General features: G+C 34.0%; 12 protein-coding genes and 1 tRNA gene. 4 read left to right on the forward strand and 9 right to left on the reverse strand.

From position 1 onward, the window contains the following. Positions 1-85 precede the first annotated feature (85 nt). From ACQH1V_RS01120 to ACQH1V_RS01140, 5 genes are all read right to left on the reverse strand, one after another. Entirely contained in the window at positions 86-955 is an 870-nt protein-coding gene (locus ACQH1V_RS01120; protein WP_425360544.1) for a DNA adenine methylase, read from the reverse strand. Between the two features lie 135 nt (positions 956-1,090). Further along, positions 1,091-1,375, reverse strand: coding sequence for a helix-turn-helix transcriptional regulator (locus ACQH1V_RS01125; RefSeq protein WP_425360545.1), 285 nt, complete (start codon positions 1,373-1,375; stop codon positions 1,091-1,093). A gap of 13 nt (positions 1,376-1,388) precedes the next feature. Next, entirely contained in the window at positions 1,389-1,994 is a 606-nt protein-coding gene (locus ACQH1V_RS01130; protein WP_425360546.1) for a hypothetical protein, read from the reverse strand. A gap of 1,168 nt (positions 1,995-3,162) precedes the next feature. Continuing rightward, the gene (locus tag ACQH1V_RS01135) at positions 3,163-3,909 is read right to left on the reverse strand and encodes a M48 family metallopeptidase (RefSeq protein WP_425360547.1); all 747 of its coding nucleotides are present in this window, start codon (positions 3,907-3,909) and stop codon (positions 3,163-3,165) included. Positions 3,910-4,290: 381 nt separating this feature from the next. Further along, on the reverse strand, positions 4,291-6,537 hold the full coding sequence (locus ACQH1V_RS01140) for an AAA family ATPase (protein WP_425360548.1): 2,247 nt from the start codon (positions 6,535-6,537) through the stop codon (positions 4,291-4,293). Positions 6,538-7,090: 553 nt separating this feature from the next. Between ACQH1V_RS01140 and ACQH1V_RS01145 the strand changes: the two genes are divergently transcribed. The 4 genes from ACQH1V_RS01145 to ACQH1V_RS01160 all read left to right on the forward strand — a co-directional run bounded on the left by ACQH1V_RS01145 (position 7,091) and on the right by ACQH1V_RS01160 (position 9,163). Continuing rightward, positions 7,091-7,321 carry a hypothetical protein gene (locus ACQH1V_RS01145; RefSeq protein ID WP_425360549.1) on the forward strand — a complete coding sequence of 77 codons (231 nt, stop codon included), beginning with the start codon at positions 7,091-7,093 and terminating at the stop codon, positions 7,319-7,321. A 402-nt stretch (positions 7,322-7,723) separates the two neighbouring features. Further along, the gene (locus ACQH1V_RS01150) at positions 7,724-7,939 is read left to right on the forward strand and encodes a hypothetical protein (protein WP_425360550.1); all 216 of its coding nucleotides are present in this window, start codon (positions 7,724-7,726) and stop codon (positions 7,937-7,939) included. A 201-nt stretch (positions 7,940-8,140) separates the two neighbouring features. After that, positions 8,141-8,320 (forward strand): recombinase family protein, encoded by a 180-nt coding sequence (locus tag ACQH1V_RS01155; RefSeq protein WP_425360551.1) that lies wholly within the window; start codon positions 8,141-8,143, stop codon positions 8,318-8,320. Between the two features lie 9 nt (positions 8,321-8,329). Further along, entirely contained in the window at positions 8,330-9,163 is an 834-nt protein-coding gene (locus tag ACQH1V_RS01160) for a recombinase family protein (protein ID WP_425360552.1), read from the forward strand. A 474-nt stretch (positions 9,164-9,637) separates the two neighbouring features. Here ACQH1V_RS01160 and ACQH1V_RS01165 read toward each other — a convergent pair. From ACQH1V_RS01165 to ACQH1V_RS01180, 4 genes are all read right to left on the reverse strand, one after another. Further along, positions 9,638-9,727 (reverse strand) — tRNA-Ser (locus ACQH1V_RS01165). Between the two features lie 124 nt (positions 9,728-9,851). Next, positions 9,852-12,863, reverse strand: coding sequence for an efflux RND transporter permease subunit (locus ACQH1V_RS01170; RefSeq protein ID WP_425360553.1), 3,012 nt, complete (start codon positions 12,861-12,863; stop codon positions 9,852-9,854). Between the two features lie 8 nt (positions 12,864-12,871). After that, a complete protein-coding gene (locus ACQH1V_RS01175; RefSeq protein WP_425360554.1) occupies positions 12,872-18,253 on the reverse strand; it encodes a hypothetical protein in 5,382 nt (1,793 codons plus the stop codon). A gap of 128 nt (positions 18,254-18,381) precedes the next feature. Then, positions 18,382-19,476 (reverse strand): efflux RND transporter periplasmic adaptor subunit, encoded by a 1,095-nt coding sequence (locus tag ACQH1V_RS01180; protein WP_341749121.1) that lies wholly within the window; start codon positions 19,474-19,476, stop codon positions 18,382-18,384. Between the last annotated feature and the right edge of the window lie 421 nt (positions 19,477-19,897).

The following is a 19,897-nucleotide window of genomic DNA, read 5'->3' on the forward strand; positions in this document are numbered from 1 at the left end:
AAGATTTTTTCTTTTTTTGAAATTAGACCAATTTTTTATCTTTCAACGGTCCCTATATGTCACCATTACTGTTCGGTATTTATTATCACACATAATTTGTTATTAACACTTCATTAGATGTTCTTCGGTAATTTGATATCGGATATTTGATTGTAATAGTACTAATGTTAAAATCTTTATATAATTCCCTAATAAAGCTAGTATCACTGTTAGAAATCATAAGCTTGATTCCTTTATTAGATAATTCCATAGCAAATTTATTAAGTCTTACTTGATCATCTTCGCTAAATGGTAATCTGGTATAAAAAACTTCACCTGATTTATGATATGGTGGATCAAAGTAAACAAGATCATTCGCTTGCGGTTCTATAAAAGAAAAATCTCCTGCGTAAATTGTCGTATCTTGTAAAGTACGGCTACATTGGTTAAGTATAGTAGTAAAATTACCAAAAGTAGCATAGTTTCTGGTAGAGCAAGACATTCGAACTTGATCATGTTTATTCACTCGGTATATTCCCCTAAAAGAATATCGATTTAAATATAAAAATCTTGCAGTAATTTCAGTAGGATCATTGCTATTAATATTATTATCTCTAACTTGGTTATAATATTCTTTACTATGTTTTAACCGATATGATTCACATAACTCTATAATTTTTGCTGGATACTTTTTGACAGCATTATAGCTGGTGACAAGCTCAAGATTAATGTCAGATAGAAAACATTTATTGAATCTATTTTTTACTTGGAAAAACAGTGCTCCACCACCAAGAAAAGGCTCATAATAATTATTTAAACCTAGCGGAATGCGTTCTATCAGTTTATCAACTATTTTTCTTTTGCCTCCTACCCATTGAAAAAATGGTCTAATAATTGGGTTAGTAGGGTTAATAGTAGTTATTTTATCAATCGCTGTGCTTGTATTGTCATTTATAAAAGTTTGTTGTTGCATCATGTTAGTTCATTCTTTAATTATTCTCTAGAAAAGCATAAGAGATTAATTAAAAACGAATAGTTGGCATTTTCACCTATTATTCTTGCTAATAAACCTCATGTTATAGAAAATTAAGGAATGAGCAATTTAAAATAATTAATTTTTATATTGATTGATGTTGCTTGCAATAGTAGCAGTAGTAGGGTGCTTAAATATTTCACTAGAAAATAAAAAATCAATTAATTGTCTATGATTATAAATGCCAATTTTATTTTTAGCATTTGTTATATGTTTTTCTGCAGTTCTGTACGATATGCCTAATCTACTTGCTATGTGCTTTTTAGGAAACCCAAGAGCTGCAAGTATAAGACATTCCATAGCTCTTTGGGTAAGAATGAAAGATTTGCCTAGATACTTTATGTTAAGTTTAGTTATTTTCATAATGGAACCATTTTTAGTTACTGCTTGAAAGCTTTGCAGGAAATAATTCGTCCAAGCTATTTTGACTAAAAATTTTTACGTATAAATCATTGTGCTGTAAAGTTTCACAGTATGAATTATTGCATCTTATGCTACTCATAACTATACTAACATAAAGACTGACAATGTTAATAAACTGTTCAAAAGATTCAAGGTGATTAATGTAATAGCTAATAATCTCTGAATTATTGCTTGAAGACAAAAAGTAAAAACCTTCAATTTTATCTTTTGTTCTTTGGTAGATGATAAAGCTGTTACATGCTTCCTGATTATAGAATCTTCTCAAAGTTTCGTATTCGTAGCCTAGATTTTTGCTTTGGGTGTTTTTGATATTTCTTGTGCAAAAGCCCATCGTTGCTCCATTGTTTAAAAATTGGCGATAGCCAAATTCTTGAATTGGTAGGTTTAAGCAGGCAGCCAATTGAGCTGTTAACTCTGCAAATATTTCATTTGCAACTAATGCAGTAAAAACAGAATCATCAATTGAACACTGATCTATTGCTGACTCGCTCGTTATTCGACCGTCAATCGTTTGCTTAGTTTGTTCTTTATCTTTGTTTAAAATATTTTTTTGATTCATATTTTTTACCTTAATTGCCTTTACTACTGCATCTTTTATTGTACCCTAAAGCTTCTAAATTGCAATAGCTAGCAATTAAAAATTACTGTCAGTTAGAGCTTACCATCAGGATCATACTGGAACTTAGGTAAAAATTCTTACTTCTAGTAATTATATTCAACCTGCTGAGTTTGGTACTGTAGTTTGTTAGCTCGGAAAAATCATTGCAAGCAAAAATGCATAAATATATCAACAGCAGACTTTTATAGTCTGCTATTATATATATTTATATATATGCAAAATTCTGCTTTTTTGATACCTCTTTAAAGTGCTGTGATATGAGCTTTGTTGAGGGGTCAAAAACGCATTTTATTTAAAAGCGTACTGCTTTTTTGATTTTACCTCAAATCCTGATTTGTAATAGGATTTGCAGGGATTCCAAAAGCGTATTAAAAAAGCAGAGCTCTGCTTTTTTGAGCTTGCCTCTTATCCTGATACATAATATGGTTTGCGGGGATTTCAAAAGAGCATTTTCATTTAAAAGCGTACTGCTTTTTTGATTTTGTCTTAAATCCTGAGCCATAACAGGGTTAGCAGGGATTTCAAAAGCACATTATTATTTAAAAGCGTACTGCTTTTTTGATTTTGTCTTAAATCCTGAGCCATAACAGGGTTGGCGGGGATTTCAAAAGCACATTATTATTTAAAAGTGTACTGCTTTTTTGATTTTACCTCAAATCCTGATTCATAATATGGTTTGCGGAGATTTCAAAAGAGCATTTTCATTTAAAAGCGTACTGCTTTTTTGATTTTACCTCAAATCCTGAGCCATAACAGGGTTGGCAGGGATTTCAAAAGCACATTATTATTTAAAAGCGTACTGCTTTTTTAATGTTGCCTCGTATCTCGATTCATAATAGGATTTGCAGGGGTTCCAAAAACGTATTAAAAAAGCAGAGTTCTGCTTTTTTGAGCTTGCTTCATATCCTAATTCATAATAGGGTTTGCGGGGATTTCAAAAGAGCATTTTCATTTAAAAGTGTACTGCTTTTTTGGTTTTGTCTTAAATCCTGATTCATAACAGGGTTTATAGGGATTTCAAAAGCACATTATTATTTTAAAGCGTACTGCTTTTTTAATTTTAGCTTAGCATAATTTTTGTTATAATGAGATATACGAATCACGCATTTTATCTAAAATATTGATTCAACCTATCTCCATTTTGCTTAAGCCATAGTATAGCTGATTTATAATCTGGGTAGTCCTGCATTACAAGATTCCAAAAACGTTTACTATGATTTTTTTCTACTAAATGGCACATTTCATGAACTACTAAATATTCCAAAATGTTTTTGGGTGCAAAAACTAACCGCCAGTTAAATGATAGTTCACCTAAGTAATTACAACTACCCCAGTTATTCCTATTATCAATCAGTTTAACTCCAGTAAAATATAAATTATGTTTTTCCCTAAATATAATAGCTAATTTATAGGCTTCTGATAATAAAGTATCTTTTAAAAACTTTATTAATATATTTTGATATTGATTATTTTGGGAATATATTTGGATACTGTTTTGGTTAATCTCGATTTTATCATAATTAGCTTCAATATTATGTAATGAATATGTTTCGCCAAATATGGGTACAGATAGAGTATCTATAATAATTTCTGGTTTTACAAATTTATTTAAACTTTTTCTAATCCATGGTTCTCTTTCTAGAAGAAATTTATGCACAATACTTCTAATACCTGGTTTATATCTATCATCTACATCTTGTAATAGTAAAGGTAATATTACCTTTACTCCATCGTGATTTATTTTTATAGAAATATACTTCTTAGAATTACTGCTGTAAATTATAGGCACTTTAATATGAGGATCCGATTGCTCTAAAGTAAAGAAGTTATTCATTAATCTTTGATCATTCTTCATAGTTATTTGTTAGGCTAGTAATAATAAAGACCAAATTTCGCAATCAATGATATCAATTTTAGCTAAGATATTACGATTATAAAATGAGTTTAACTAACATTAAGACATACCAACGTGATTTGTATGAAAAATCACTAATATATTATACTAATAATAACCTTAATTGGATTAGCATAGCATCTAGTCTGTATAATACAAGTAGTTTGTTATATTAATTTAACTGCTTTTTTAATCTTGCTTCATATCCTGATCTCTGATAGGACTTACAAGAATTTCAAAAGGACAGTGCTTTTTTACTGCATTTTTAAATTTCACAGTTTTAATTTACTGCATTTAAAAAATTTGCAGTTTACCGTGTTACATTATCTTCATTAGTTTTACTCACTGCTCAAAATCTATGCTCCAAATTTCAGGATCAACTACTTCCTCTTTTTTACCATCACCGTCACGCTTATAATGTGTAGGTAATATTGTTTTATAATTTGGAGCAATTGTTCCAATATTGGCATCTACAGAGCTGCCTAGATACATTTTCATTCTTTGCGTACACATAAAACCAAAATTTGCCCTACCTTCTTTAACAAGGTCTAATCCATAATCTTCTGGGTTATCAAAAAATTTAATAAGTCCTTTAGTAGCAGCTGCAGAACAATCATCACAAATAGCTCTTTTATTTCCTAAATCATGAGTATTACGAAATTTCTCACCAAACTGCTTCATTAAATAAAACTTGCCTTTAATAGCTTCAGACTCAAGCAAATTAATGATCACTTCAATTCTTCTCTGTCGTTCTCTATCAAATAATAAGCCACTTTTTTTAAATGCTATTCTTCTGTCATTTGCAATAGGTTGCTCTATCCATAATCCATTTTTTTTGCAGACAATTTTAGTTTGAATTTCTGGACCATTACGTAGTTCAAAGATCAATTTACGGTTGTTATTTTCCACATCAGGCTTGTATAACAAAATACCTGCACTGTAATAACCACGCAAACTGCTAGCCCCACTAAATGCTTGGAATGGATCTTCTTCAAACTGCATTCTAGTGATTTTTCGAGTGTGATGTACCAGTATAATCCCAGCATCTGGGTTTACTTGATCTCGCAGTAACTCAATCCTTTTTTGCAAAAAAAATAGCATAGCATCATTGTCGTTTTCTGTGGAGCCACTTCTACCTCCATCAAAGACATTTCTTATAGGATCAATAGCAATGATGTCTGGTTTATCTGGCAAAGTCTGTTTAATATGTCTAGCCAGTTCTTCTATAGTTTTTTCATTCAAACTTAACTTTAAGTTGCTTGAGATATATAGATTATCTTTAGCTAGATTAATTATCTCTTCTGATAATTGTATGTTTTGTAGTCTTTCACGTAAATAATGGTAACCAACTTCTACTTGAAAATAGAGAATTTTCAGTGGTTTTGGTGGTATAAAACCAATAAATTCTTGACCAGCTGCCATATGAACAAATAATGACAGCAAGAAGTCGCTTTTACCAACTTTAGGAGTACCACCAAAAACTAATATGCCACCTGGTGTTAAAATACGTGGAGCAATTATATCTTTAGGTAAGGCAGTTTTATCTGATAAAAGAGACTCTAATGAAAAACTGGTAATTATTGGCAATTGGTCATTATCTAGACTTCTAGAATCTGGAAAAGATGTTTTTTGTGGTTCACCATATTTTTGCAAATGCACCTTCCATAAACCATTAACGCTTTGCTGTATCTTCTCTACAGACCAGGGAGGCACTACATTAGTTAGGTTATATCCATAAATTTCTTCAATCGCCCTGTCCTTGCTAATTAACCCATCATGGCACCGCCGCAGCCAGTAGCCAATTACTCGACTTAAATGATTAAACCTGGTCTGCTCTCCATTACCTCCCTGATAAACTTTATTGGTAAGGACTTTTTCAATAGGCAATAGCTTGTTGGTGTTATTAGTTTTTGTATTATTGCTTACTTCATGAAAATGTTTGTAGGGGCTTATTGCTTCTACTCTGGTTATTAGCTCTTCTATCGAATATTCTACTGGACTATACGTCCTAATCTTAACTACACTATTTTTGCCAAATTTATGGTAAATTGAACCAGCTACTCTAATTGGTTGATGTGCAGACTTAAAATGACTATCGCCACCAAATATTTTAGCGATTTGTTGCCTAAGTTTTAGTAATTGCTGCAAATTATTACCCATTACCGCTTTATCCAGTCGCCAATAAATATGCAGTTTGGCATGACCTAATTCAGTAATACCTCCAGATTCCACCACCATAGTTGGCTCACCTATAGTAGCTGTTAACTCTGCTAATTTGTGGTCAGTATCTCCTTCATCAATATCAATAAGCAGAGTTTGCATTTGCATAACATCTTGACTGCAAGCTACCCCTACTTTACCAACAGTACCTGGAATAACATAAAAGGCTGTGCTTCGTTGATTAGTTAGCTTAGCAAATTTTAATGCCTCTTCTACTATATGATCATCAGCCTTGACCCAAATATTACTTGGTGGTCTCCTATTGCTATTACCTTTTTCAGAAAAAGAGCGAAATGGTACAAAACCTTCTAAATAGCCAAATACTACGTAAAAGTAAGTTTTTAAATAATCTTGTGATTGTTGTAACATGATTTTCTTTAAATTTCTCTACCTATATTGTTCACTCCAGCATTTATTTCGCTAACCAACCAATTGTGTGTAAAATATTATTTTCATTCATTATTAAGCTAATTATTTAGAAATATAAAAGTGGTATATATGAAAATTACTTATAATTTTACCTATCACAATACTATTTAACTGTGAGTAAGTTTTTGTAGATTACGTGAATTTGGGATAAGGATTAGTAAAAACGCTTTAGATATAAGTACTACAAGGATATGTATAAATTACATTTCTGTGAATTCACACATAATGATTTCTTATAGTGCCTATATGTCTGCTTTTCTAGTACTTATTCCGAATTTGCGTAGATTCCGCCCCTAGTTTCAATCAAAAATAACTGTAATAAAAAATTACTGCTGGTAAGTTCCTTACACAAGCTTCAAAATTTTTATTACAGTCAAAACCATATAATAACGTTAAAGATAAAGTTATAGCTAAGAAAAATTCTTATTAACCATAATATAGTAAGTTACAATTTATCACCTGTAGTTAAGCTAAAGGTGTAAGGTATATTTTTATGAGACTTGAGATATGGATGCAGTGGAATAAAAAAAATTCTGGTGAAGTAGCGAAATTATTTAATATTAGCCAAGCCCATATTCATAAATATTTATATGAAGGTACTATCCCAAAAAGGAAAATTATGATGAATATTTTTAAAATAACCCAAGGAGCTGTGACACCTAATGATTTTTATGGCTATGATGCTGGAATATTTGAACAACCACCACTCTCAAAAAAGAAATGAATAAGAATATCGGGAGTTTCGCATTTAGTAAAAAGTCAAAAATGCTTATCCCATTAAATATTATAGTGAATTAACTTGAATTGGCAACGTTATAAATCCGATTATTATTTAGCCTCAGCGTCATTGCGAGGAGCCACTTTAGTGGCGACGAAGCAATCCAAAAAAACGATTAAATGGATTACTTCGTCGGCTATGTCTCGCCCGATGGGTGCTTGTTCGGCACTAATTCAGGTTAATTGACTATATAACTTGAGGGTAACTTGATTGCATATTAAGGTTTTAAAATTATAGCATATAGCACTTTATAATTTAATTTTTGCTTAAAAAATAAAAAATTTAGCATAATTTTACAAAGTCTAAAACTCCTGAATATAAAATAACATTTAATAAGATGAGGATATTATGAGCAAAGCCGATATACAGAAGATAGTAAAGGAAATAGATAAGGATAAACGCTCTTCCAAAGAAACTTACCTGTCAATAGTTAACAAACTAAAAACTATGTCTAACAACCAATTGAGTGACGAGGAACTTCATGACTCAGCTAAGAATTTAATTGGTTTTTATCAAATAATTATTGACTACAAAATGAAACAGAAAAAAGAACAAGAAAAATAAGTAATAATCTGATTTGCCAGAAGATAAGCCTCAAAATCTCTTGGAAAATTTGTATAGGCTAAAAATGTTACATTTACCTGCAATGACTCACTACAATGAGACAATTAAGCACATACTTTACTTGACTGATCTAATTATACGGTTTATCCATGATGGAGATTGTTTTAAGCAATTAAACTAATATTATAATAGGAAGAATATATGACAGACAAAGCAACAAATGCTATAATTTTAGTTCGTGTTTCAACAAGGGAGCAAGAAGAGGGGCATTCAATTGAAGCTCAAAAATATAGATTAGTAGAATATTGCCAACGTAAAAATCTTGAAGTTATCAAAACTTTTGAAATTATCGAATCTTCAAGCAGAGGTGATCGCAAATAATTTAAAGAGATGATCAAATTTGCTAAAAGCCATAGAGAAACCATTGCTATTGTAGCTGATAAAGTTGATCGCGTTCAAAGACGAATTTCAGAAATTTCATTATTGGAAGGACCAATAAAAGATGGTAAAATAGAATTACATTTTAGAACAGAAGGTTATATATTAACAAAAGATTCTCAATCTCATGAAAAATTGGTATGGGGGATGAACGTATTAATGGCTCAATCTTATGTTGATAGTTTAAGTGATAATGTCAAAAGGAGTTTAGATCATAAATTACGTAAAGGAGAATGGATAGGTCCTGCTCCTATTGGTTATCTAAATAGCAGAGATGCACATGGCAATAGTACAGTAATTCTAGATTCATCTAGAGCTTTTATTATAAAAAAATTATTTGAAGAATATGCTACAGGAGAATATACTCTTGGAAGCATAGTGAACATGGCAAAAGAGTTAGGGTTAAGGAGTAAAAAGAATTATTACCTAAATAAAACAGTATTACACCGTTTAATGCAGCAGCCATTTTATTACGGTGAAATGTTAGTAAAAGGAGAGATGTGGCTGCATAATTATCCACCAATTATTACAAGAGAAACATTTATGGCATGTAAAGAAGTACGTTTAGGTTGGAATAAAAAGCCTTTCAAATATGGAGGTAAAGATTTCCTATTTAGAGGGTTAATTACTTGTGCAACAACAGGCAAGATAGTGACATCGGAAATTCATAGTAAAACATATTCTAATGGTAAGGTAGATCAATGGGTTTATTTGGTAGCATGGGATCCAAAAAATCCAAACAAAAAAATATATGTTAGGGAAGATGAGGTTTTAGCGAAGGTATAAGAGGTTTTTAAGAAAATAGGTATAAGAGACCCCGAGCTATTAAAAGACACGCTAGAACACCTTAAAAACACTAATGAGCTAAAAAAAGATGAACATGATAAAGCGACAGCTAGTTTTAAAAAAGAACATACTGAAAACGAAAAAAGATTGAACTCATTAATAGATTTACGACTTAATGGTGAACTGAGTACAGAAGAATTTCAAGCAAAAAAACAACAATTAAAAGATCGTCAATATGAAATTGTGCGTTTGTTAAAAATTTATGAAGAAGCAGATGACAAATTTACCGATGCCGCCTCAACCTTGATAACTCTAGCTTCTGAAGCCTATGAAACCTTCAAAGGTTCTGAAATGCCCCAAAAACGCAAAATGATAAAATTCGTATTTCAGAACCTGGAGCTTAGGGGCAAAAAACTTGAGACCTCTCTACGTTTCCCGTTCGATATTTTTGAAAAAACGACAACTCGTACCGAATGGCGGAGAGAGAGGGATTCGAACCCTCGATACGGTTACCCGTATAACGGTTTAGCAAACCGTCGCCTTCAGCCTCTCGGCCACCTCTCCAAGTCATGTGACTATAGCATTAAATTGTTTGTATTTCTATAATTATTTTATTCTCAAATAATATTACTACAAACTTATGCCAATTGATAAACCACTCTCACCAGATGCTTACCTAAAACCCGCTCTACCTTCTAACTTTCGACAGCTGTTGTTGGTAACGAATACGATAAAAACTAATATAAAGTAAAGGGGTTACATAAAGTGTTAATATCGATCCAACAGCAATGCCTGTTACTAGAACCATAGCCATTTGGAAGCGACTATTGGCATAATTCCCACTATCAAAGAAAAGTGACAGCAAGCCAATACTCATAGCCAGAGAAGTAATTAAAATTGCCCTGATTCTTGATGTGGCTCCTGTTACTATTGATTTTATCCCTCCTTTCCCTTGATGCATTGCACTACATAACAATACACTATGCTTAGTCATTAATCCCGCTAATGTGATAAGTGATATTTGAGTATAGATATTTAACCCCCCTTGAGTAAAATATAAACTCAATAAAGCTATACTTAAAGCAGCTGGAATTCCTCCAATTAGAATAATAAATGATAGCATTAAATCGTTAAAGCGTGCAAACATTAATAAGTAGAGTCCAAATACAGATACTAAAATTAGTAATGTAAATGATGATGTTGAATCAATAAGCATTTTCGTTTGTTCACTATAGCTAATATCACTATCACTTGGCAATTTACTATTTAACTGATCAATAGAATGCACTGCATCTTGCAATTTAACGCCATGTTTAGCAGTGGCAATTACTTCAATGGAATACTGCTCATTATAACGCATAATTTGATTAACTGTATTTACCCTATCAATATCGCATATATCCTTAAGCTGAATAAGGTTTTCTCCATTTTTCTGTGTTGTAATAAACATATTTTGTATATTACTTAGCATTTTACCAAATTTAGGGTCTGATTTAGCAACAACATCATAAGTATTATCATAATGCTTAAAGTTTCCTATCTTTCTAGCATTAAACAGAATATCTAAAGTATTTGATATATCTTTCTGACTTAAGCCATATTTGAATAATTTATCTTGATTACACCAAATTTTATAATCTTGCACAAGTGAAGTCGCAATAGCTATAACACTAGTAAATAAATTCTGTGAATTAGCCTGTATAAAATGAACATCCTGCCAAGCCTTCTCCATAGATGAATGGTTATTGACATAAAAGCTCAACTCAACGTTACCCTTTGCTGAACCAGTATTTTTCCCCTGGGCAAACTTCACTGAAACATCTCCACCTACTGCTATTCTTGCGAGTTTAGCTTCAATTTCATGCAAGGTTTGCACCGCTTTAGTTTTATCTTTTAATATTATCCAAATTGTTGAACGTGGCGATTCTTCAATATTTAGGGTATATTTAATATTATCACTACTATTGACTATTTTAGTAATTTTCTCCATATAACGATGGATATAACTTAAACTGGTATTAGGCATAAAGATGTTGGTAAGTATAATCATATCTTTTTTTTCAAATGGCTCAATTTCTATTTTCATAGAGTTTGATGCAACATATGTACCAGCTGCTACAACTATAGTTACTAAGAATAAAAATACTCTGGCATAGCGTATAATAAAAAATAAAGAACTTTTATATTTGTCCGTAATCATATCCAGCGTCTTATTAACAATTTGAGCAAATTTGCTTTCATGCGTATTATTTGCTAGTTTTAAGAACAATATAGGTGTTAAAGTAAACGCCACGATAAAGGACATCACTAAACAAGCAATGATTGATAGAGAAAATTCCTGTAAAATTTTTCCTACCTCTCCTTTAATAAACAAAATAGGGATATATATTACTACTAGCGTAAGCATCAATATTAAAACAGATAAAAAGAGACCATAAATTGCTTGCAATATACTAGTTAAAGCATTTTTATTTTTCTGATAGTAATGTTCAGCATTCTCAATCACTACGATAGAGTCGTCAACCACCAACCCTATAGCCAAGACCATTGCCAACATCGTTATCGAGTTGAGTGTAAAACCACACAAATATAGCATAACCAAACAAGCAGCCATTGAGACTGGAATTGCACAGATTGCAATAATTGAATATCGCACTGATCCCATTAGCAGTAAAACAATTACTGACACCAACAATACCGATTCAATCAAAGTTTTTTTCACTTCTTGAAAAGCTTGTAAAATATCTTGGCTATCATCAATAACAACCTGAAAGGTAAAGTGTGGATTAGCTTTTTCGTAATATTCTAGGAAATGTTTTACATTTTTTGATACATCAACTGGATTGGCATCTGACTTAGCAAAAATACCTAATAAAACAATTTTATTCGTGCCAAAATAGGCAAAACTAAGTGCCTCTTTATCTGATAGCGTAATGCTAGCAATATTTTTTAATTTTATAGCAACATTATTACTTTCCAAATTGATATCGCCAAAATCACTCAACTTATTGATTGTCGTATCAAAAGATATATACTCTGTTTTATATTGATTTGATAATTTACCACCAGAAAAATCAGTATTTTGTAGTGTTAACGAAGCAAGGACACTATCTAAAGGAATATAATATTTTGCAATTTTTTCCGGATCAATATCGATATTAACCACTTTTTCTGTCACACCAAAACCAGATGAATTGGCTACACCATCAACATATTTAAGCTTTTTCTTGATTGTTTCAATATCCTCAGCGGTAACTAACAAATTATTATTAGACCCCACAGCAATATACATCATTGGTAAAGCAGAAAAGCTTTCAGTCGAGATTATCGGGTCTTTAGCTCCCTCTGGCAAGAGAGCCTTATTTTTTAGTATCAAATCTCTAACTTGGTTAATTGCTTGTTCTATCGGAACTTTTTTGGCAATACTTAACGTTATTTTACTTTCTCCTAGCTGACTAACAGCAAGAATCGACTCAAGACCATCAACATGTGAAAAAACCTCTTCAAAAGGTTTAGTAATGTATTTCTCTATCAAATCCGGTCTGACGTTCGGGTTGATGATCGAAATGTAAATATTTGAAGCAGGGATATTGGGTAAAAGTTGAATTTTCAGCTGCAAATATGCGTATATCCCAAGCAGCACCACCACAATATTGATCACCACAAAAATACTGCTATGTTCCAACAATTTTTTTATCATATATCCATTTATTGTTGCCCAACTTTCTTCAATCCAGTTTTTTTAAACTCTACTGCTTTAGGTACTACTATTGGTATTTTTCTTTCCATAACGCTGGATTTATGCTTGGTATTTGCCCCTCCTTTTTTTTCGATTTTAGTAACAGCAGCTCCTACCACTATCTCTGGACTGATTACCTCAAATTTCAATTTCTTTAGCTCTGCAATTTCCGCAGTTGGTTCTGTTTTAATTGAACTCTTGGTATCAGGGGGTACAGTTTCATCTATAGTTTTTAGATTATTGAACGGTTGTACCCCGCCTTCTTGCTTTAACTCCACAACTTCATTTTTTGGTTTAAGTAATTTTTGATGTTGATGTTGATCTTGTTCTTGTATTATTAATCGACCTTTATCATTAACTGCTAGTTCCTTTCCCTGTCTTACCGGTAGTCTGCTTGGAGTCTTGACCAATGGAGAGTAGTCACTTACTTCTCCAGTCACTTGTTCACTCTTAGCCACTTGATTTCCTGAGCTTGACTTTAAAGCCTCTTGCGTTTTCAGGGTTTTTGCAAGTTCTCTTTGATGAACATTTGGGGTCATCATCTCTTTTGTCCCCTTAGTTGTTTTGCCCCCTTTCATTCTAGCATCTTGCCTAGCACTCTCAAGTTTCTTATCAGCCTCTTTTTTTATTCCATCTGCTTGGCTCTCTTTCATTCTAGCATCTTGCCTAGCACTCACAACCTTCTTTTCACCCTCTTTTTTTATTCCATCTGCTTGCCTCTCTTTCATTCTAGCATCTTGCCTAGCACTCTCAACCTTTTTTTCACCCTCTTTTTTTATTCCATCTGCTTGCCTCTCTTTCATTCTAGCATCTTGCCTAGCACTCACAACCTTCTTTTCACCCTCTTTTTTTATTCCATCTGCTTGGCTCTCTTTCATTCTAGCATCTTGCCTAGCACTCTCAACCTTCTTTTCACCCTCTTTTTTTATTCCATCTGCTCGCCTCTCTTTCATTCTAGCATCTTGCCTAGCACTCACAACCTTCTTTTCACCCTCTTTTTTTATTCCATCTGCTTGGCTCTCTTTTATTCTAGCATCTTGCCTAGCACTCACAACCTTCTTTTCACCCTCTTTTTTTATTCCATCTGCTTGGCTCTCTTTCATTCTAGCATCTTGCCTAGCACTCACAACCTTCTTTTCACCCTCTTTTTTTATTCCATCTGCTCGCCTCTCTTTCATTTTAGCATCTTGCCTAGCACTCACAACCTTCTTTTCACCCTCTTTTTTTATTCCATCTGCTTGGCTCTCTTTCATTCTAGCATCTTGCCTAGCTCTCTCAAGTTTCTTATCAGCCTCTTTTTTTATTATATCTGCTTGGCTCTCTATTGTTCTAGCCTCTTGCCTAGCATCCTCAAGCTTCTTATTAGCCCCAGCCAATAAATTTTTTGCCTGAGGGTCTATAGTTGCAGCATTTTGCTTCTGATTTAAAGGTGTATTACTTGCTCCACTAGACGGAAGTGAAACGTTAACTCTTTTCTTCTTTACCGAATTTGGTTTTAATTGTGGATTATTATGTGCTATCTTAGCTCGTGCATTGTTTAACTTATCCTTTGTTGCCTTTAAATCTTTAGCTAATTTATCGCGTTGATTGGCAAGATCAGTTTGGTCGTTTGTATTATCCGCCTGTAACTTATTTTGTGCATCACCTTTTTGTTTTGCTATCGCATCTTCGTAAGCTTGCTCCAATACAGCAAAACTCTCTTTAATACCCTTTAACTCTTCTTCTTTTCCAATCAAATCGTCTAAATGTTGTCTTGCGGTTTGCATAGCTTGAACAACTTCAGCATTCTCTTCCTCCGTTGCAGTCAACTGCTCCCGTACCGACTGTAACTCTTCGTTTTGTGCAACCAACTCTTCTCTCCGTTGTTGTTCTTTATCATTAGCCTCTGCTAACTTTCTCCCCAGTTTGTCCTTCTCTTGAGCCGCTTCATCTAACTGTCTCGCTAGACTCTGTACATGTCCTTGTGCTGTAGCCGCAGCTGCTGCAAAATCTTTCGTCTCTTTAATCGCCTCAGCTTTCTCTTGCTTCGCTGTAGCCAAAGCTGCTGCTTGTATAGCCAACTCTTCTTTCTGTTGTTGTTCTTTCTCAACCGCTTCAGCTTTCTCTTGCTCCGCTTTAGCCAAAGCTGCTGCTTGTTTATCCAACTCTGCTGCTTGTTGTTGTACAACTTGCTCCGCTGTAGCCAACTTAGCCTGAACTTCAGTCTGAGTTTTTTGCAAATTATCCAACTTATCTTGCTCAGTTTGTGCAAGTTGTTTAGTAGCTTCTAATTCCTCATTTTTCTTTGCCATCGAAGTCTGTGCATCTGCTGCAGCCTTAACCGCTGCATCTTTCTCTTGCTCCGCTTTAGCCAAAGCTGCTGCTTGTTTAGCCAACTCTGCTGCTTGTTGTTGTACAACTTGCTCCGCTGTAGCCAACTTAGCCTGAACTTCAGTCTGAGTTTTTTGCAAATTATCCAACTTATCTTGCTCAGTTTGTGCAAGTTGTTTAGTAGCTTCTAATTCCTTATCTTTCTCTGCCATCGCAGCCTGTACAGCATCTTGTTTTTTATTCAAAGCGTCTAATTCCTCATTTTTCTTTGCCATCGAAGTCTGTGCATCTGCTGCAGCCTTAACCGCTGCATCTTTCTCTTGCTCCGCTTTAGCCAAAGCTGCTGCTTGTGTAGTCAAAGCTGCTGTCTGTTGTTGTACATCTTGCTCCGCTTTATCCAGCTTAGCCTGAACTTTTTGCAAATTATCTTGTTCAGTTTTGGCAAGTAGTTTAGTATCTTCTAATTCCTTGTCTTTCTCTTTCATCGCAGCCTGTACAGCATCTTGTTTTTTATTCAAAGCGTCTAATTCCTCATTTTTCTTTGCTATCACAGTCTGTGCATCTGCTGCAGTTTTAACCGCTTCATCTTTCTCTTTATTCGCTTTAGCCAAATCTGCTGTCTGTTGCCGTACTGTTTCATTAGCCGCCGCTAAACTCTTCTTTGCCTGATCCTTATCTTGAACCGCTTTATTCAAAGCTGATGCTTGTATATCCAAGTCTTCTTTCTGTTGCCGTGTTGTCTCATTAGCCGCTGCTAAGTTCTTCTCCGTCTGCTCCTTTTCTTGAACCGCTGCAGCCAAATCTGCTGCTTGTGTAGTCAAAGCTGCTGTCTGTTGTTGTACATCTTGCTCCGCTTTATCCAGCTTAGCCTGAACTTTTTGCAAATTATCTTGTTCAGTTTTGGCAAGTAGTTTAGTATCTTCTAATTCCTTGTCTTTCTCTTTCATCGCAGCCTGTACAGCATCTTGTTTTTTATTCAAAGCGTCTAATTCCTCATTTTTCTTTGCTATCACAGTCTGTGCATCTGCTGCAGCTTTAACCGCTTCATCTTTCTCTTTATTCGCTTTAGCCAAATCTGCTGTCTGTTGCCGTACTGTTTCATTAGCCGCCGCTAAACTCTTCTTTGCCTGATCCTTATCTTGAACCGCTTTATTCAAAGCTGATGCTTGTATATCCAAGTCTTCTTTCTGTTGCCGTGTTGTCTCATTAGCCGCTGCTAAGTTCTTCTCCGTCTGCTCCTTTTCTTGAACCGCTGCAGTCAAAGCTGCTGCCTGTTGTTGTACAACTTGCTCCGCTGTAGCCAACTTTGTTGTTCTTGCATCCAAAGCTACTCGTTGGTTAGCCAAATCTGCTGTCTGTTGTCGTACTATTTCATTAGCCGCCGCTAAACTCTTCTTTGCCTGATCCTTATCTTGAACCGCTTTATTCAAAGCTGATGCTTGTGTAGTCAAAGCTGCTGCCTGTTGTTGTACAACTTGCTCCGCTTTATCCAGCTTAGCCTGAACTTTTTGCAAATTATCTTGTTCAGTTTTGGCAAGTAGTTTAGTATCTTCTAATTCCTTGTCTTTCTCTTTCATCGCAGCCTGTGCATCATCTTGTTTTTTATTCAAATCTGTTATCTTATCTTCTAAGGCTTTATTAGCCTTCTTAGAATCTTCTAATTCCTTGTCTTTCTCTTTCATCGCAGCCTGTACAGCATCTTGTTTTTTATTCAAAGCGTCTAATTCCTCATTTTTCTTTGCTATCACAGTCTGTGCATCTGCTGCAGCTTTAACCGCTTCATCTTTCTCTTTATTCGCTTTAGCCAAATCTGCTGTCTGTTGCCGTACTGTTTCATTAGCCGCCGCTAAACTCTTCTTTGCCTGATCCTTATCTTGAACCGCTTTATTCAAAGCTGATGCTTGTATATCCAAGTCTGCTGTCTGTTGCCGTATTATATCATTAGCCTTATGTAAATCTGCGTCTTTTGCAGCCAAATCTGCTTTCCGTTGTTGTTCTTGCTTAACCGCTGCAGCTTTTTCTTTATCCAAAGCTGCTCTCTTAACTTGTGCAGCGTTATCTACCTCATCTTTTGCAGCTTGATCTGCAGCATTTTGTTGTCGAGGCAAAACTTTTGTCTGTTGTTGTGTTTTTTCAGTAGCCTTTGCTAATACCTTGTCCTCCTTTGGTATTATAGCTTCAGCTGCTTTAACCTCAGCCTGTGCATTCTTTAATTCTGGTTCTTTTTGAACAAAACCTGCCATCTGTTGTTGTGAATTATTAGCAAGCAATTCCTTTTTTACCTTTGAATCATCTTGTGAACCACCTCTATTTTGTTGAGCCTGCTGACTAAATGAATTAGTTTTTATCTCAGGTTGCTTAGATAATTGGGATTCTAATTTTTCTAGTTTCTCAAGTTCTAGTCTTTTCTTCGTGTATTTATCATCCAAATCATTTATGTTGCTTAGTAACTTTGCTAATTTTTCTTCAGCTGCTTTGATATCCTCCTCATGCAATTTCACAGTATTTTCTGAAGGTGCTTGCCGTTCTAAATTTACTTCTTCCCTTTGAACAATTTGGCTGTCTGGTTGCTTATTATCATCTAAAATTATTGCTTGTTGACTAGAATTCTCAGTTACCTGACTTGGTGATTGATTAGTTTTAGTATTTTGCTCTTTTGTAGTAATATCAAGATTTTCATCTTCATTTACATGTTTTTTAAAATCCCTTTGAGGGTTTGTATCCTCTTGAGTAATACGCTTATTACTACCAGTATATTGTTCCGGGGTAGGATTATTACTAGGAGCAGCTCTTTGCCCAGTACTTGATGAAGAATTTGAATTACTCGAGCTATTATTATCGTTATTATTATTTTTGGAATCTTCTAGCTCTGCCTTTTTCTCATTCAGTTCTTGCTCAAGAGCCTGTTTTTTCTTGTTTAGTGTCTGTATTTCCCCAGCTTGTATTACATTCATTCTCCTAAGTTGAGCTGGATTATCAACCTCACCAGCATGAACAGAACTACAGAATAATAGTATTATAAAAAAGTATAGTTTTTTCATTTATCTAATTAATATTTGTTTTAGTTTTCAATATAAATAAGGGGAAGTTAACATTACCCTATTACTAAGTATTCTATAATATAGCAGATTTTTATGATCCACTAATAGCTATTTTCATTATTCTTATATTATAATTCTGACCTAGTTGTCTCATCTTCAATCAGAACCTTAGCCCCATCACCCAATCCCTTTTTTCCTGAAATAACCACTTGGTCATTTGGTTTGATGCCACTAACTACCTCTACACTTTGACTATCACTATCACCTATTTCAACCTTTACTTTTTTAGCTATATTATTTTCAATAACGTAGACAAAATAATAGGATTCAAAAAAGATAGCTGAGTTTGGTAATTTTATCCGTTGCTTATTGCTATTGAAAACAACATTTACATTAACAAATAAGCCAGGCGTGATTGAATTGTCATCATTTGGAATAAACGCCTCAATATAGACTGAGTGATTCTTCTCTTGAGCAATTTCTGAAGTTTTAAAATCGCTTAGTTTAAGGGCTAAATCTAAAGCAGGAATATAGATGTTAACATAGCTATCCGGAGAACTTTTAAATTTCTGATAGTCGCTCTCATCGAGCTCAAATGCAACCTTGATAATATGAATATCGTAAAGAACGGCAATTTTATCCTTTTGTGTAACAAGCTCTCCGTCAGCAACAAGTTTTCGTTCAACAATGCCACTTAACGGAGCAACAATATAATGATTGGTCTTGTCATCAAGTAATGTATAATATTTATGTTTAGCATCAAGATATTCTATGCGATGGTTTACATATTCTGTATAGCTAATGAGATTCTTATCTGATAGCTGTTTCATCGCATTAGCTTTTTTCTCTTTAAGACGATACTCTTCATTTGCCAGTTCAATCAGGTAGTCAATTTGCGTGGTATCTAATACTGCTAAAATATCACCTTTATTGACATAACTACCTATCGGCAAATCAAGCTCTTTAATTCTCCCTGTTACATTGACTTTAACTGCATGTGTTTCATATGGCAAGGTTTTGCCTGTTGTAACCAATATATCATTTGTTTCTTCTGAATATTGAGCCTTAACCACCTCAACAGGAACCATGGTCGCTTGATTATCAACTTGCTGAGCGGGGATTTGTTTATCATTTGCTTTTTTGATAAAAACTATCACCACAACAATCGCTGTTATAACAAATAATATCCCATATATAACTTTTCTTCGACTCATTAACGCCATATCTACCTACCTTGAGAGTCTTGAGAAAATAACCTTTATAAATTAGTTTCTTATAACTCTATGTTATTTGATTAAACATCCCTTGATTTATAAGGGGTAGCATTTTCTTCTCCATAGGAGTCTGCCGGCAATATAGTCAACTTAGGAGAATTTGGGGCTAGGAGCAATGGAGCGACGCCTATAAGTAATAGGCGAGCGACGAGTTACAACGTCCCCAACTTCTCATCAATTGACTATAACTAAAGTAATTCTATATTTGGCTCTCTTTGGCTGCGAATAAACATAATTTTTTTGAAATAGCTACACTATTCCTGCAAAAATCATATATATTCTCGCCGAAAAATAGCTCAAAATATAATTAATTAGTTATCGTAGGCAGACTTCTAGGAGATAACTAATCTGAGCATTTTTATTCAAAGTC

This window comes from Candidatus Tisiphia endosymbiont of Ceraclea dissimilis (assembly GCF_964030735.1).
Lineage (GTDB): Bacteria > Pseudomonadota > Alphaproteobacteria > Rickettsiales > Rickettsiaceae > Tisiphia.

Coding starts and splice junctions, on each gene's coding strand:
- ACQH1V_RS01120 (WP_425360544.1), bottom strand. CDS start 955: ATGATGCAACAACAAACTTTTATAAATGACAATACAAGCACAGCGATT.
- ACQH1V_RS01125 (WP_425360545.1), bottom strand. CDS start 1,375: ATGAAAATAACTAAACTTAACATAAAGTATCTAGGCAAATCTTTCATT.
- ACQH1V_RS01130 (WP_425360546.1), bottom strand. CDS start 1,994: ATGAATCAAAAAAATATTTTAAACAAAGATAAAGAACAAACTAAGCAA.
- ACQH1V_RS01135 (WP_425360547.1), bottom strand. CDS start 3,909: ATGAAGAATGATCAAAGATTAATGAATAACTTCTTTACTTTAGAGCAA.
- ACQH1V_RS01140 (WP_425360548.1), bottom strand. CDS start 6,537: ATGTTACAACAATCACAAGATTATTTAAAAACTTACTTTTACGTAGTA.
- ACQH1V_RS01145 (WP_425360549.1), top strand. CDS start 7,091: ATGAGACTTGAGATATGGATGCAGTGGAATAAAAAAAATTCTGGTGAA.
- ACQH1V_RS01150 (WP_425360550.1), top strand. CDS start 7,724: ATGAGCAAAGCCGATATACAGAAGATAGTAAAGGAAATAGATAAGGAT.
- ACQH1V_RS01155 (WP_425360551.1), top strand. CDS start 8,141: ATGACAGACAAAGCAACAAATGCTATAATTTTAGTTCGTGTTTCAACA.
- ACQH1V_RS01160 (WP_425360552.1), top strand. CDS start 8,330: ATGATCAAATTTGCTAAAAGCCATAGAGAAACCATTGCTATTGTAGCT.
- ACQH1V_RS01170 (WP_425360553.1), bottom strand. CDS start 12,863: ATGATAAAAAAATTGTTGGAACATAGCAGTATTTTTGTGGTGATCAAT.
- ACQH1V_RS01175 (WP_425360554.1), bottom strand. CDS start 18,253: ATGAAAAAACTATACTTTTTTATAATACTATTATTCTGTAGTTCTGTT.
- ACQH1V_RS01180 (WP_341749121.1), bottom strand. CDS start 19,476: ATGGCGTTAATGAGTCGAAGAAAAGTTATATATGGGATATTATTTGTT.